Source organism: Clostridioides sp. ES-S-0049-02 (genome assembly GCF_020658465.1).
GTDB lineage: Bacteria > Bacillota > Clostridia > Peptostreptococcales > Peptostreptococcaceae > Clostridioides.
Map to the genome: position 1 here is coordinate 520,058 of NZ_JACVWG010000003.1, position 15,943 is coordinate 536,000.

Annotated in this window: 15 protein-coding genes and 1 other annotated feature; all 15 genes read left to right on the forward strand. The window is 29.4% G+C overall.

Translation table 11 applies throughout. The annotated features are described in order from the left end of the window. Position 1 precedes the first annotated feature (1 nt). The 15 genes from IC213_RS11210 to IC213_RS11280 all read left to right on the forward strand — a co-directional run bounded on the left by IC213_RS11210 (position 2) and on the right by IC213_RS11280 (position 15,320). Positions 2 to 484 (forward strand): sigma-70 family RNA polymerase sigma factor, encoded by a 483-nt coding sequence (locus tag IC213_RS11210; RefSeq protein ID WP_227432953.1) that lies wholly within the window; start codon positions 2 to 4, stop codon positions 482 to 484. Between the two features lie 11 nt (positions 485 to 495). Beyond that, entirely contained in the window at positions 496 to 1,365 is an 870-nt protein-coding gene (locus IC213_RS11215) for an anti-sigma-V factor rsiV (RefSeq protein ID WP_227855112.1), read from the forward strand. Positions 1,366 to 1,407: 42 nt separating this feature from the next. Further along, positions 1,408 to 2,163: a DUF3298 and DUF4163 domain-containing protein gene (locus IC213_RS11220; protein ID WP_227482359.1), complete on the forward strand. Its 756-nt coding sequence runs from the start codon at positions 1,408 to 1,410 to the stop codon at positions 2,161 to 2,163. A 41-nt stretch (positions 2,164 to 2,204) separates the two neighbouring features. Continuing rightward, entirely contained in the window at positions 2,205 to 3,032 is an 828-nt protein-coding gene (locus IC213_RS11225) for an XdhC family protein (protein WP_227432959.1), read from the forward strand. Further along, positions 3,032 to 3,793, forward strand: a complete 762-nt coding sequence (locus tag IC213_RS11230; RefSeq protein ID WP_227863083.1) for a SprT family zinc-dependent metalloprotease — start codon at positions 3,032 to 3,034, stop codon at positions 3,791 to 3,793. The genes IC213_RS11225 and IC213_RS11230 overlap by 1 nt, the downstream gene beginning before the upstream one ends. A gap of 154 nt (positions 3,794 to 3,947) precedes the next feature. Beyond that, positions 3,948 to 4,206, forward strand: a binding site (T-box leader). A gap of 113 nt (positions 4,207 to 4,319) precedes the next feature. Beyond that, on the forward strand, positions 4,320 to 4,559 hold the full coding sequence (locus tag IC213_RS11235) for an ACT domain-containing protein (protein WP_227432962.1): 240 nt from the start codon (positions 4,320 to 4,322) through the stop codon (positions 4,557 to 4,559). Between the two features lie 295 nt (positions 4,560 to 4,854). Continuing rightward, entirely contained in the window at positions 4,855 to 5,874 is a 1,020-nt protein-coding gene (gene ilvC / locus IC213_RS11240; protein WP_255606542.1) for a ketol-acid reductoisomerase, read from the forward strand. 50 nt (positions 5,875 to 5,924) lie between these two features. Further along, complete coding sequence (gene ilvB / locus IC213_RS11245) at positions 5,925 to 7,613, forward strand: biosynthetic-type acetolactate synthase large subunit (RefSeq protein ID WP_227432964.1); 1,689 nt, start codon at positions 5,925 to 5,927, stop codon at positions 7,611 to 7,613. 220 nt (positions 7,614 to 7,833) lie between these two features. After that, positions 7,834 to 8,511: a manganese catalase family protein gene (locus tag IC213_RS11250; RefSeq protein ID WP_227432965.1), complete on the forward strand. Its 678-nt coding sequence runs from the start codon at positions 7,834 to 7,836 to the stop codon at positions 8,509 to 8,511. Between the two features lie 177 nt (positions 8,512 to 8,688). Then, positions 8,689 to 10,725, forward strand: coding sequence for a thioredoxin domain-containing protein (locus IC213_RS11255; RefSeq protein ID WP_227482361.1), 2,037 nt, complete (start codon positions 8,689 to 8,691; stop codon positions 10,723 to 10,725). Between the two features lie 384 nt (positions 10,726 to 11,109). Next, the gene (locus IC213_RS11260) at positions 11,110 to 11,811 is read left to right on the forward strand and encodes a response regulator transcription factor (protein WP_227432970.1); all 702 of its coding nucleotides are present in this window, start codon (positions 11,110 to 11,112) and stop codon (positions 11,809 to 11,811) included. A 7-nt stretch (positions 11,812 to 11,818) separates the two neighbouring features. After that, a complete protein-coding gene (locus IC213_RS11265; RefSeq protein ID WP_227863084.1) occupies positions 11,819 to 12,736 on the forward strand; it encodes a sensor histidine kinase in 918 nt (305 codons plus the stop codon). A 146-nt stretch (positions 12,737 to 12,882) separates the two neighbouring features. Continuing rightward, entirely contained in the window at positions 12,883 to 13,806 is a 924-nt protein-coding gene (locus IC213_RS11270; protein WP_227432974.1) for an ABC transporter ATP-binding protein, read from the forward strand. Next, positions 13,799 to 14,536, forward strand: a complete 738-nt coding sequence (locus tag IC213_RS11275) for an ABC transporter permease (protein WP_227432975.1) — start codon at positions 13,799 to 13,801, stop codon at positions 14,534 to 14,536. Before IC213_RS11270 ends, IC213_RS11275 begins: the two co-directional genes overlap by 8 nt. A gap of 10 nt (positions 14,537 to 14,546) precedes the next feature. Beyond that, positions 14,547 to 15,320, forward strand: coding sequence for an ABC transporter permease (locus IC213_RS11280; RefSeq protein WP_227482363.1), 774 nt, complete (start codon positions 14,547 to 14,549; stop codon positions 15,318 to 15,320). Positions 15,321 to 15,943: the final 623 nt, after the last annotated feature.

Here is a 15,943-nt window from a genome sequence, read left to right on the forward strand (position 1 = left end):
AATGTTTAAGAGTTTAAAGAGAAGGAAAGTTGAGAGATACATTATCGATAATAAAGACTCTTTTTATAGAATTGCATATAGTTATACAAAAAATGAAGAGGACGCATTAGATGTGGTTCAAGAAGCCATGTATAAGGCTCTATATTCAGTAGAAAACCTTAAAGAAGTAAATTATATAAAAACATGGTTTTATAAAATTCTAGTTAGAACGAGTATAGATTTTATTAGAAAAAACCGCAAATATAATAATATGACAGATATCACTCTTATAGATGAGACAGGAGAATGTGATAAGTATACTGATTTAGACTTAAAAAAAGCATTAGAAGAATTACCTATTGAATATAAATCTATTATAATATTGAGATTTTTTGAGGATTTAAAGATTGAAGAAGTAGCAATAATATTGGATGAAAATGTGAATACTGTTAAAACTAGGTTATACACTGCTTTAAAAAAATTAAAATTAAAAATTGAAGAGTAGGGATAAAAAGAATGACGAACAAAGAAAGGTTAGATAAGTTAAGAGATGAGTATCATAAAATTCCAATACCAAAGAAACTAGATACTATAATAAATCATAAAAAAATAAAAGATATATATTGCGAACAAAATAAAAAGATAAATAAATGGAGATTTAAAGTCATTATGGCTTCAGCCTGTATGTTTATAGTATTAGTAAATATTAGCCCTGTATTTGCAGATAACTTTTCTAAATTACCTATAATTGGAGGATTAGTAAAAGTAGTAACTATAAAAAATTATAGTTTAAAAAACGAAAACTATGAAGCTAAAATTGATATTCCTAAAATACAAGGTTTAAAAGATAAAAATTTAGAGAAGAGATTAAATAATAGTTTTATGGAAGATGGAAAGAGGCTTTATGATGAATTTCAAAATAGAATGGAAAAAATAGAATTATCAAAAAATAAGGAACATAAGTATTTAAGCTTAAGTTATAGTGTTAAAAATAATTCTAAAGATTTTCTATCAATAGAAATGACAAAAAATGAGATAGAAGCATCATCATATGTGAGCAAAATACATTATAATGTTGATAAAAAAAGACAAATAGTTTTAACTTTACCTATGCTTTTTAAGGATGATAAATATATAAAAGTTATTAGTAATAATATAAAAGAACAAATGCGAAATCAAATGAAAAATGACAGCATAAAATCATATTTTATAGATCAGGGAAAAGATTCTCCTGTTAAAGATTTTAAAACAATAAATAAATATCAAGATTTCTATTTTAATAAAAATGAAGACCTTGTAATTTGTTTTGACCAGTTTGAAGTAGCACCTGGTTATATGGGTTCAGTAGAATTTGTAATTCCATATAAAGTAATAAAAAATTTGTAAATAGAATAGTAATTTATATATAAATATATTAAGGAGGTTAATATGAATACATATAAAAAACTTAAAAAATCTATATTTAAAATTGCTGTGATTTCAGTGTGTCTACTTGTAGCATTAGTAAATGTAAATCCTATATTTGCAGGAAGTTCTTCTGATAGAGTTATAAAAAATAATCCGATAAAAGTGATAAATGCTAAAAATTATAGTTTGAAACAAGATAATTATGAAGTCAATATCAAAATTCCTAAGATAGAAGGTTTAAAAGATAAAGATTTAGAGAATAAATTAAACAATGAATTTATGGAAAATGGGAAAAAACTTTATAGTGAATTTCAAAATAAAATGAAAAAAGAAAACAATAAAGGTCATAGATACTTAAATGTAAGTTATAGTGTAAAAAATAATTCTAAGGACTTTTTATCTATAGAAGTTAAAAAAGAAGAGATAGAAGCTTCCTCATATGTAACTAAAACACATTATACTATTGATAAAAATAGAGAAATACTATTAAACTTACCAATATTTTTTAAAGATAGTAGATATATGGATGCTATAAGTGATAATATAAAAGGACAGATGAAAAATCAAATTAAGAAAGACAATACAAAATCATATTTTATAGACCAAGAAAAAGATTCCCCAGTAAAAAATTTTAAGTCTATAAATAAGTATCAAGATTTCTATTTTAATAAAGATGGAAACCTTGTAATTAGTTTTGATGAATATGAAGTAGCTCCTGGGTATATGGGGCCAGTTGAGTTTGTAATACCAGACAAAGTAATAAAAAACTTAAAGTAGACATATAGAAGATTTTTAAATAGACTAGTAAGGAGAAATATATGAATATATATGAACAAGCGATAAAGTTAATAGAAAATAATGAGGACTTTGCATTTGCTACAATAACTTCTCACTCAGGTTCAACACCACGTGAAACTGGAGCAATGATGATTGTAAAAAGTGATGGCTCTATATTTGGTTCTGTAGGTGGGGGAAGTGTAGAAGCAACATGCATAAAACATTCAATTAATGTTATAAAAAATAGAGAGTCAATGTTGTATAAATTTACTCTAAATAAAACTGATATAGCAAAGCTTGGAATGATATGTGGTGGTACTGGAGAAATACAGATAGATTTTATTGATAGTAATTTGAAGAGCAATTTAGAAAGATTTAATAAAAACTTAAAAGAAAATATAAGTAAAGCATATATATTTGGTGCAGGTCATATTTCAAAAGATGTAGCAGTAATATTATCACTTCTAGAGTTTAGAACAATAGTAATAGATGATAGAGAGGAATTTGCTAATTCTGAAAGATTTCCACACTCAGAAGTGGTAGTTTTAGATTCTTTTGAAAATATACCAGATTTTCCAATTGATGAGAATAGCTATATAATTATTTTAACGAGAGGTCATCTATATGATTCAAGTTCATTGGAATGGGCTCTTAAAACGAATCCTTGCTATATAGGTATGATTGGAAGTAGAACAAAAATTGGATTGACATACGAAAAACTTATGAAAAAGGGGTTCAGTAAGCAAGAACTAAATAAAGTACATGCTCCAATAGGAATAAAACTAGATGCTCAAACACCAGCAGAAATAGCTGTGTGTATAGCAGCTGAACTTATAAATTGTAGAGCAAATAAGGAAAAAAGAAATTAATGAAAATGATGAGCAAAGGTTATCAGATTTTAAATATTAATTTTAAAAATAAAGAAATAGAAGCAGTATTACTGTATAAAAATAGAAAAAATATTTGCATAAAAATAGACTCATTTGGCAAAGTAGTTGTAATAAGTCCACCTAAAGTTTCTAAAAAAACAATAGAAGAAATAATAATTAAAAAAGGAGACTGGATACTTAAAAAATCTGGTGAGTATAAAGACAGAGAGGAAGCATACAAGCAAAGAACATTTATGACAGGTGACAAATTTCTTTATCTTGGTGAAGAATATTGCTTAGTTGTAAATAAAACTTCGGATGATTGTGCGAAAAAAAGTAAGTGTAAAATAAATCTTGAAGAATATAAAATAATTGTTAAAACAAATGACCTAAGTAAAGATTTTATCAAAAAATCTTTACAGTGTTGGTACAAAAATGAAAGTCAAAGAATTGTTTCAGAAAGAATCGATTTTCTTAAGTCGAATTGTGATATAATGAAGCAACTAACACCAGTTAATGTAAAAGTAAAAGAACAAAAAAGTAGATGGGGGAGTTGTACATCTCAAAAAAATATTTATATAAATTCAAAAATATCTATGGCGAGATTAGATGTAATTGACTATATAATAGTACATGAGTTTAGTCATTTATTACATATGAATCACTCAAAAAAATTTTATGATTTGGTAAAAAATATTATGCCAGAGTATAAAGATAAAGAAACTTGGCTTAAAAAAAATGGATATAAGATAATAATATGAAAACGATTATTTCAAATGTTCATTTAAAATATAAAAAAGTGATTATTGCGAAGAAAAAAAATAATCTGAAAATTTTAAAAAAGTCGTTGACATTCCAAAAGATAGATAATATAATCTATATTAACAGCAAAACAAAGTTAAAAAAATTAGATAGATAAAAGCAATGACAGAGACAACAATACTAATAGAGTTATCTACAGAGAACCAATGTTGCTGAGAATTGGTGTTAACAGTAGTATAATGATCACTCTGGAGCTTTTGTACTGAATATATTTTAGTAAGTACAAACGTCTGCCAACGTTATATGGCTAAGGTTAAGGTAATCAATTACCCGACCTGAAAAAAGAGTGGTAGATATATTTTTTATATCTACAAATAAGGTGGTACCGCGGAATTTAACTTTCGTCCTTATAAGTAATATTTATATTGCTTATAAAGATGAAAGTTTTTTTATTTTGAGCGATATAAAAGATTAATCCATATAAAATTAATGAAAATAATAATAAAAAATAAGGAGGAGTTTTTTATGGAAAATACTGTATATGCTAAATTAAACCAAGGAATAGATTCTTTTTTAAGAGTGGCGATGACACTTAGAAGAAGAGAAGTTGATATACAATCAATAAGTATGACTGTAGATAATATGAATAATTCAGGTATAAAATTGATAGTAAATGAAGAAAAGACATCTCTAGATAGTGTCTTAAATCACATGAAGAAACTACATGATATAAGAGAAATAACTGTTGAACAAGTAAGACACTAATTAAATATGACTTATAAAAATTAAAAACTAGTATGAAGAAACTAATGTTTAAATAAAAACTAAAGAAAAATATTAGATGAGAAAAATTTTAGATTAAAAATACGATTATTATTGAAATTATAAACCTATTACAAATTCCGAAAACTGAAAATTATAAATATTAAGATTATTAAAACTATAAATATTGAGATTCTGAAGATTAAAATTCTATAAATTAGAAAATAAAGTTTGTTAAGTAGCATAGAATCAATGATAATGAGTATAAATTTCTAATAAAAATAAATATCACAAAATAATTGAGAGAAAATATTGGGAGGAAGTAAAGATGGCAAAGATGTATTATGAAAATGATGTAAATTTAGAGGTTTTAAAAAATAAAAAGGTTGCAGTTTTAGGATATGGAAGTCAAGGTCATGCACATGCACAAAATCTTAGAGATAATGGTGTGGATGTAGTGATAGGACTTTATGATGGAAGTAAGTCAGCGCAAAAAGCAAAGGAAGATGGATTTGAAGTAAAAAGTGTAGCAGAGGCTACGAGAGAAAGTGATTTAACAATGTTGTTAATGCCTGATGAAAAGCAAAAGAAAGTTTATGAAGAAAGCGTTAGAGATAATTTAAAAGAAGGTCAAACATTAGCATTTGCACATGGATTCAATATACACTATAATCAAGTACAACCACCAGAATTTGTTGATGTTGTAATGGTAGCTCCTAAAGGACCTGGTCACTTAGTTAGAAATGTATTTACTAAAGGAAGTGGAGTTCCAGCATTGTTTGCAGTATATCAAGATTACACTAAAAAAGCCACAGAGACAGTTTTGGCATATGCAAAAGGAATAGGAGCTACAAGAGCAGGTGTTTTAGAAACTACTTTTAAAGAAGAAACAGAAACTGACTTATTTGGAGAGCAATCAGTACTTTGTGGTGGTATAAGTGAACTTATAAAATTAGGATATAAGACACTTGTAGATGCAGGGTATCAAAAGGAAGTAGCATATTTTGAATGTCTACATGAAATGAAACTAATAGTTGACCTTATATATGAAGGTGGATTTGAAAGAATGAGATACAGCATAAGCGATACAGCAGAATATGGAGATTATGTATCTGGTAAAAGAGTAATAACTGATGCAGCAAAACAAGGTATGCAAGATGTATTAGAAGATATACAAAATGGAAAATTTGCTAAGGCATGGATTAAAGAAAATGAAGAAGGGCGTGAAAACTTCCTAAAAACTAGAGAAGCAGAATATGCTACAGAAATAGCTGAAGTTGGTAGAAATTTAAGAAGTATGATGTCATTCTTGAAATAAATATATTAAATGGATTAGTTTGAGGGAAAGAGTGGTGCATAGTAGTGCGTATGAACGGAGCAAAGGTAATTTTAGAATGTTTAAAGAAAGAGGGAGTTGACACAATATTTGGATATCCTGGTGGAGCAGTAATACCTCTTTATGATGCTCTATATGATTATACAGATTATTTTAAACATATAAGGACTTCACATGAACAAGGTTTGGTTCATGCAGCAGATGGATATGCAAGAAGCACTAATACAGTGGGGGTTTGTTTTACAACATCTGGACCAGGAGCAACGAATGCTATAACTGGTATAGCAACAGCCTTTATGGATTCTTCTCCTATGGTTGTAATTTCAGGTCAAGTTCCAACTAGTTTATTGGGGAAAGATTCTTTTCAAGAAATTGATATAACTGGAGCAACCTTATCTATGACAAAGCACAATTATCTAGTTAGAAATACTAAAGAGTTAGTACCTACAATAAAAGAAGCTTTTAAAGTTGCAAACTCAGGTAGAAAAGGACCTGTACTTGTGGATGTTCCAAAGGATTTGTTTTTAGCAGAAATGGATTTTAATGATGAGGACTATGGTTTATGTCAAATAGATGAGTATATGGATTATAAGGATGATTTTGACTTAGATGATGAAAACAACTTTAAACTTTTAAAAGATGCAGTGGAGATGATAAAAGAGTCTAAAAAACCTATAATATATGCTGGTGGAGGTGTTAAATCATCCAATAGTGAAGAAGTTCTTGTAAAATTTGCAACTAAGATAGATACACCTATATTAAATACACTTATGGGACTTGGAAATATAGATAGAAAAAATGAATTATCTCTTGGAATGGTTGGAATGCATGGAAGTAGAGAAAGTAACTTAGCACTTTCTAATTCAGATTTAGTGATAGCGATAGGTGCAAGATTTAGTGATAGAGTAATAAGTAAAAGTTCTGAATTTGCTAAAAATGCAAAAGTAATACACATAGATATAGACCCATCTGAAATAAGTAAAAATATAAAGTCCAATATATCTTTAGTTGGAGATGTAAAGATGGTTCTTAGTCTACTACTAGAAAGAGTTGAAGGTAAGGACAATAGCAATTGGAAAGAGGAAATAAAGACCTTTAGAAAAGGTGAGGGTGTAGAGGAAAAAGAGTTTCATCCACAGAATATACTTAGAAAAATAAACGAAAAATACGAGCAATTGGCAAATCCAACTGTAGTTGTTACTGATGTTGGCCAGCACCAAATGTGGTCTGCAAAGTATTGGGATTTTAAAGGAAATAAAAGTTTTATAACATCAGCAGGTCTAGGAACTATGGGATTTGGTCTAGGAGCAGCTATTGGAACTAAAGTTGGTAATTTAGATAAAAATGTAGTTTTAGTTACTGGTGATGGAAGCTTTAGAATGAATTGTAATGAGTTAGCTACAGTTGCAAATTATAATGTACCTATGCTTATTTTATTGCTTAATAATAGAACTCTAGGAATGGTAAGACAATGGCAGAAATTATTTTCTAATCAAAGATACTCTCAAACTGATATTAATGAAAATGTAGACTATGTTAAGCTTGTAAATGCTTATAATATAGATGGATATAAAGCATGTGATATGGAAGGATTAGAAAGAGTTTTGGATGCAATAGATTTTAATAAACCTGTGTTTTTACAATGTGATATAGATAAAGACTATGATGTTTATCCTATTGTAGCTCCTAATGATGCATTAGAAAATTTGATATGTAACTAAAAATTGATACTGAATATTGATAAAGTTTTTTATTAAACTTTTATTGATATTCAGTTTTTTATTTTACAATAATCTCAAGTATAGATTAATATTTTTTAGTTTTATAATAATTTAATTCATGTATGATAAAGTATTGATTAAATATTAATGATGGAATTTAGAATAATAATGTAACTTAAGTAAATAATAATTCTGAATAATAATTTACGGAGGTATTTATATGTTTAAGCATGATAAAGCTTTATTAAAAGAAGTAAAAGTAGAAAGACCAAACCCTCAATATGCCGTTTTGATGCAAGAACAGTTAGGTGGTGGAAATGGAGAATTAAAAGCAGCAATGCAATATTTAGCTCAAAGCTTTAGAATAAAAGACCCTCAAATAAAAGATTTATTTCTTGATATAGCAGCAGAAGAACTTAGTCATATGGAAATGGTAGGTCAAACTATAAATTTATTAAATGGGCATGATGTTGATTACAAAGCAGTTGATACAGGGGAAATCGAAACTCATGTCTTAACTGGATTATCACCAGTATTAATAAATTCATCAGGAGCTCCATGGACTGCTGATTATGTTACAGTTACAGGTGATTTAGTAGCTGATTTACTTTCAAATATAGCTTCTGAACAAAGAGCAAAGGTAGTTTATGAGCATCTATATAGACAAATTGATGATAAATATGTAAAAGAAACAATTGATTTTTTACTTAATAGAGAAGAAGCACATAATGCTTTATTTAGAGATGCTTTAAACAAGGTTAAAGATACAGGTTCAAACAAGGATTTTGGAGTTACAGAAGATTCTAAGTTATACTTCGATTTATCAACTCCAGGACCAAATCATGATACTAAGATAGATATCAATCCTCCTTCTTTTGAAAAACCTTTAAAGAAATAGCTTGATATTTCTTGTATTGTTTTGTTTTGGTAGGTATTTTAAAAATTATTTGCCTAGAGGAATTAAGTAGATAAAAACTTAAATATATACAGTTAAAAATGGGTATATGCTTATTATAAGTGTATATCTATTTTTTTATTGCAAAACATATAACAAAATAATAAATGAGGTGGTATTATGGCAACGAATAAAAAACCTAATAATTTAATAAGTGAGAAATCTCCATATCTTCTGCAACATGCATATAATCCCATAAATTGGCATAGTTGGAATGACGAAACTTTTAAAAAGGCAAAGGAAGAAGATAAACCGATATTTTTAAGTATTGGATATTCAACTTGCCACTGGTGTCATGTTATGGAAAATGAATCTTTTGAAGATGAAGAAGTTGCTGAAATAATGAACAAAAACTTTATAGCAATAAAAGTAGACAAGGAAGAAAGACCAGATATAGATAGTGTGTATATGACAGTTTGTCAAGCAATGACAGGTAGTGGTGGATGGCCAATGACTATAATAATGACTCCTGATAAAAAACCTTTTTTTGCAGGAACTTATTTTCCAAAATACTCAAGATATAATAGACCAGGTGTTATAGATTTATTGGAAAATGTATCTGACAAATGGAATACAAATAAGGATATGCTTATAAAATCTGGAAATGAAATAGTAGAGGCTCTTAAAGATGATTTTGGAGTGAAAAATACAGATGGTGATTTATCAAAAGATATGTTGAGTTCATCAGTTAGAATATTTAAAACTATTTATGATGATAAATATGGTGGTTTTGGTAATGCACCTAAGTTTCCAAGTCCTCAAAATCTTATGTTTTTGATGAAATACTATAGTATAGAAAAAGATGAAGATGTATTAAAAATGGTGGAAAAAACTTTAGATGGAATGTACAGAGGAGGTCTATTTGACCATATTGGATTTGGTTTTTCAAGATATTCCACTGATAAAAAATGGTTAGCACCTCATTTTGAAAAGATGCTATATGACAATGCTATGCTTACAGTTGCATATTTAGATGCATACAAGATAACCAAGAAAGAGTTATATAAAGAAATTGCTATAAAAACTATAGATTATGTAATTAGAGAGATGCAAGATAAAGAAGGTGGATTTTATTCAGCACAAGATGCAGATAGTGAGGGCGAGGAAGGTAAATTTTATACATTTAATCCACTTGAAATAATTGATATATTAGGTGAAGAAGATGGAAAATTCTTTAATGATTATTTTGATATAACTAGTAGTGGAAATTTTGAGGGGAAAAGTATTCCTAATCTCATAGAAAATAAAGAATATGATAAGTATAATGAAAGAATAGCTAATTTGAGTAAAAAGGTATTTGAATATAGGAGAGAAAGAACTTCTTTGCATAAAGATGATAAAATTCTGACATCATGGAATGCATTGATGGTAGTAGCTTTAGCAAAGGCTTATAAAACTCTAAAAATGGATAGATATTTAGAGTATTCAAATAAGTGTATTGATTTTATAAATAGTAATCTTGTGAATAAAGCAGGTAGATTATTAGCTAGATATAGAGATGGTAGTGCTGATTATTTAGCATATTTGGATGATTATGCATTTTTGATATGGGCATATATAGAACTTTATGAATCAACATTTGATATAAAGTATTTAGAAGAGGCATTAAAATTAAATGAAAGTTGTATTGAGCTTTTTTGGGACTATGAAAAAAGTGGATTTTACCTATATGGTAAAGATAGTGAAAATTTAATAGCAAGACCAAAAGACTTATATGATGGAGCTATTCCATCAGGTAATTCTGTACAATTATATAATCTTATAAGACTTGCAAAAATTACTGGTGACAATAAACTTGAAGAATTGTCATACAAGCAATTAAAGCTTTATTCAGATAGTGTAAAAAATTCACCAACAGGATATAGTTTTTATATGCTTTCATTAATGTATGAACTTTATCCTACAAAAGAAATCATATGTATTTTAAAGGAAAACTCTGATTTAATTGGTTTTAAGACTTTAGTAAGTGAAAATTTTTTACCAAATTCAACTTTTTTAGTAAAAAAATACAATGAAGAAAATACTAAGATAGATTTTTTAAATAATTATAGATTAAAAAACGACAAAACTACTTATTATGTATGTCAAAATAATAGTTGTAGTCAACCATTTAATGATTTACAAAAGCTAAATGATATAATTTTTATGAGAGACTAATTATAATGTTGAAAGAACTCAGTATTGATATTTGATACTGAGTTCTTTTTGCAATAGTTATTCACCTAGTTACATTTTACTGTTCTCCTTTCTTTTTAGGGATATTTACGTAGTTCTTATTATTAGGCAAAATAAATCATGGTATTCGCACTCCATTTCTTGATTTTATCTGGTTCTCCATATATAATATATGCTGATATATTATAACGAAAGAACCATTTGAATATGGAATATATGTCTTGCCCCTAAGTGGCGATAAAATGGGGCATTTCTGAAAGATGGTGCAAAATATACTGGAATTTTCAAAAATTGATTATATGTGGCTAATACTAAAAGACTCTAAAAAGTCGTATAGTAGAACAAAGAGGAGAAAGGAGCTATAATATGAATAATGTTGTGATTATAGACGATGACAAAGAGCTTTGTGCTCTTATGAAAAAATGTGTAGAGCAAGAAAATTTATCTGCTATTATTGCACATGGAGGTGTGGAGGGATTACGCCTGACTGATGAAAACAAAAATAGCTGCTCTCTTGTGATTTTGGATGTAATGATGCCAGACATAGATGGGTTTCAAGTTCTGAAAAAAATTAGGGAAACAAGTAATGTCCCAGTACTTATGCTTACCGCTAAAAGTGACGAGAATGATAAAGTTTCTGGGTTGCGTCTAGGTGCTGACGATTATCTAACAAAGCCATTCTGCATAAATGAGCTTATGGCTCGTATCAATTCTCTTATTCGCCGTTATACTATGTTAAACCCTACTTTTGTAACAGATACAGATTGCATAATAATAAAAGGCATGGTTATTGACAGAACAAATCGCGTTGTTTCCGTTGACAATATTCCTGTTCAGCTTACAAGCAAAGAATTTGATTTACTTTCTTTTCTGGCTTCTAATAAAGGACGAGTGTTTACCAAAAAACAGATTTATATGCAAGTGTGGGGAGAAGAATATGCTTTTGACGATAGTAATATTATGTCTTTTATCAGTAAATTACGGAAAAAGATTGAAGCAGACCCTGGACATCCATTTTATATTTTGACAGTCCGAGGTGTTGGCTATCGTTTTAATAAGGAGGCATAACCTAAATATGAATGTTTATCTGCTTTTTGCATTTGCTCTTGCTTTAATTATTATAGTGTATCTCGTTTCTATTTTGTGGCGTGTCCGAACACAGCTTGCACTTATAAAATATGCTTTAGAAGATATAAAAAACGGGAACCTTAACCGACGTGTTTTAACAAGGAAGAGTGATATAACAAGACAAATTTGCTATGATATTAACGAAATTGCAATCAACAGTCAATCACAGCTTATCCAGCAGAAACAATCGGAACAAGCATACAAACAGCTAATGACAAGTCTTTCCCATGATGTAAAAACTCCACTTGCTTCTTTGGTTGGTTATTTGGAGGCAATCGAAACTGATATTGTTGTAGGAGAAGAAAAGGACGAATATATACATGTTGCGTATAATAAAGCCCAACACTTAAAACATTTTGTAGAAAATCTATTTGAATGGGTGAAATTGGATTCTAGGGAACAGATTTTTCATTTTGAACTTTTCGATTTGAATGAATTATCTCGTAATATTATAGCTGATTGGGTTCCTATTTTAGAAAAATGCCATTTTGAATATGAAATTGATATACCTGAAACTGAGTATGCTATGCACATAGATGTAAACGCATATACCCGCATTCTTAATAATCTATTACAAAATATCATTAGGCATAGTGATGGAGATAAAGTAACACTACATATTTTTGAAAATGAACAGCAAGTCAAAATTGTAGTAGAAGATAACGGGAAAGGAATATCTTCTGATAATCTCCTACATATCTTTGAAAGAATGTATCAATGTGACCATTCTAGGTCATCAAAAGGTAATGGCTTAGGATTGGCGATTGTAAAAGAACTTATCAATGTTCACAAAGGAACGATTACCGCCAACAGCACCATTAATATGGGGACTATATTTACAATATTGCTTCCGAAAGCTCTGTAAAATGCAGGGCTTTCTTTCTGCTAAAACAAGATAAAAGCAAGGTTTTGGCAAGGTTTATGTTGTATACTTCTAATTGTGATTGTTTCTGATATTCTATCAGTTATCACATGACAAAAGTAGTTTTATGGAAAGTGAGGAAATTTTATATGAATGATTTTGTGATTGAAACAAAACATCTGACAAAAGTTTATGGAGAACAGGAAGTGGTTAGCAAAGTCAATCTCCATATTAAAAAAGGTCAAATTTATGGTTTGTTAGGACGCAATGGAGCTGGTAAAACCACGATTATGAAAATGATTTTAGGACTGACGCCTATCACTTCTGGCGAAGTAACTGTATTCGGAAAAAATATCAAAGGTAGAGAAAAACAAATATATCCCCGTATTGGCGCAATTATTGAAACACCAGGATTTTATCCAAATTTAACTGGAACAGAAAATCTTGAAATTTTTGCGAAGCTGCGCGGCACAGCCAGCCCACACGCAGTTGAAAACGCATTGAAAATAGTAGGATTGCATTATAAAGACAAAAAGCTGTTTGGTAAGTATTCACTTGGAATGAAACAGCGTCTGGGAATTGCAAATGCTATTTTACATGACCCAGAAGTGCTGATTTTGGATGAACCTACAAATGGTCTTGACCCTATTGGCATTGCTGAAATGAGAGATTTTATTAAACATTTAAGTGTTGAGTGTGGAAAAACGATTCTTATTTCAAGTCATATTCTTTCGGAAATTTCATTATTGGCTGATGATATTGGAATCATCAACAATGGTGTCCTCTTGGAAGAAAGCAGCATGAGCCAACTAGAAAAGAAAAATCGTAAATATATACTGCTGCAAGTGTCAGATACTCCAAAAGCTTTACTGATTTTAGAGCGTCAATTCAACTTAAAAGATTATTCTGTTCAAGACAGCCATAGCTTACGTATTTACGACACTAATCTGAATATGGGTGAAATAAATAAAGCCCTTGTTATGCAGAATGTTACTGTAACTAGTTCGGGGATTTGTAATGATACTTTAGAGGACTATTTCAAAAAAATTACAGGAGGAGAAGGCATTGCTTAAATTTATTCAAACAGAATTTCTTAAACTGCGCCGCAAGAAACTTATTTGGTTAATGTTGTTAGCTACTCTCATTATGCCATTTTTCGCACTATTATATTTCAAGCATTTGGGAGAAACTGATGTTGACCCAATACAATTTTATAAATGGTCTGCGTTCAGTTATACTATTTTTATTATTTTGCCTGTCGTTTTGGGAATGCTTTGCACGATACTTATGCGCGAAGAAAATCAGTATGATATACTCAAACAACTTTTGATTGTGCCTATAAGCAAAATGGGATACTTTTTCAGTAAATTTTTTGTGGTTTTGATTTACTCTATTTGTTTCATGCTGATTACAGCCATTGCTTCTATTATATTCAGTATACTTCCTGGATATGTCGTATTTGAATGGGGAAGCGTTTTATATTTACTGAAAAAATGTTTGGAATTTGGTGTTATTATTGCTTTTGTAATGCTACCGATTTTAGCAATCGCTGTGTCGCAAAAAGGATACATTCTCCCAACTTGTATAACATTGGTGTATGCCTTTTCTGGTTTTATCTTAATGACAGTAAATATGTATTTACACCCGTTATCCAGTATGGCAGTTATCGTTATGCGAAATAAAGATATCCCAGGTCTTGTATATACACAGGCAATTAACATTCCACTTGCATTTCTTTGTATTTGCATTTGGGATATTGTTTCAATAGTACTTGTAAATATAGCATTAAGAAAAAGAAAGTGAGGTATGAATCATGCAAAAATTACTTTGGGCTGAAAGCCAAAAGCTTCGCCGTTCAAAGGTTGTTTGGATTGCAGTTTTTGCAATAGTTATGGTAGCTACTATGATTTTTGCAGGAGGACAAGGTGTGCATGATGGACCAGATTTACACTATGGATTAAAAACTGTATATGAGGGCTCTCGGTATATAGACAATGCAGGGTGGTATATGGACGAAGTTCAACCCTGGGCAACTTTTTTTGTTCTTCCAGCAGTCATTGCCCTTTTAGGGAGTTATATGATTTGTCGTGAAGAAGATGATGATACCATAAAATCTCTGCGCCTAATTCCTGTAAATGAAGCAAAATTAACCATTGCAAAAATGATTGTTACTTTTGCATTTAGCATACTCCTTTATTTGTTGCTCTTTGCCATAACATTTTTGACTGAAGTTATTTTACATCTTTCCGATTTATCAGTAGAACTGATTTTAAGTTCTTTGAAAGAATATTTTTTAGGTGGTGTAGGTGTATTCCTTGCAATTTCACCCATTATCGCGCTGGTATCACGTATGAAAAAAGGGTATTGGCTTGCGTTAGTATTTACTGAAATTTATTCTGTTACTGGACTATTTGCTAGTATGTCAAATACTCTAAAAACCTTTTATCCTATTTCAGCTATATTTAACTTTTCTGGTTACCACATAACCACTGTAGGAAAAATAATGGGGAGTACTATAATATTGTTGCTGTGCATCTGTCTTTCTGCCTTTATACTGAAAGGGCTAAAACATAGTGAAGAAAATTGAAATAGGTAATATCAAAATGAAGAAGATGAAAAAGCTGATTATGCTTATTGTATTTCTATTACTCTTTGATATGCTACACTGTTATATCGAATGGAAATTCAACAATGACTCACCTAAAGGGATAATAGAACTAATAGATGAGTGGACTGACCAGATTGGTCTGCATCATGTGATGGGTGTATTTTTTTATTCGAAAATGCAACTGGAATCATTTCTGTGTGGCGACTAAGAGTGAAAAGTAGAAATTCCTATCAGAAATGATGAAGCCATTTGAAATTTCAGACAATCATAGAAAACCAGTTTGGTTACATCTATAGATAATTCATCTATGTATTTTAATGTAAGAATAAGCTTATAATGTTTGAGAATCTTATCTAAGCAACTTACTATAATCTGATTTTCATAATCTCGCATGATTTCAAGTTCAATGACCTTAATACAGTCAACAAAAGACTATAAAAGTTATTCAAATTTATAAAAGGATAAATAGATTTAAGGTAATGTAAAATAATTTGTGCTTCAAGGTTAATAAAAATCTTCTTTATGGCAATGATTTAAATATAATCAAATGTCGTAAAGGAGATTTTTTATGAATACTTTAAGAAAACAATTAGTCAAAGAAA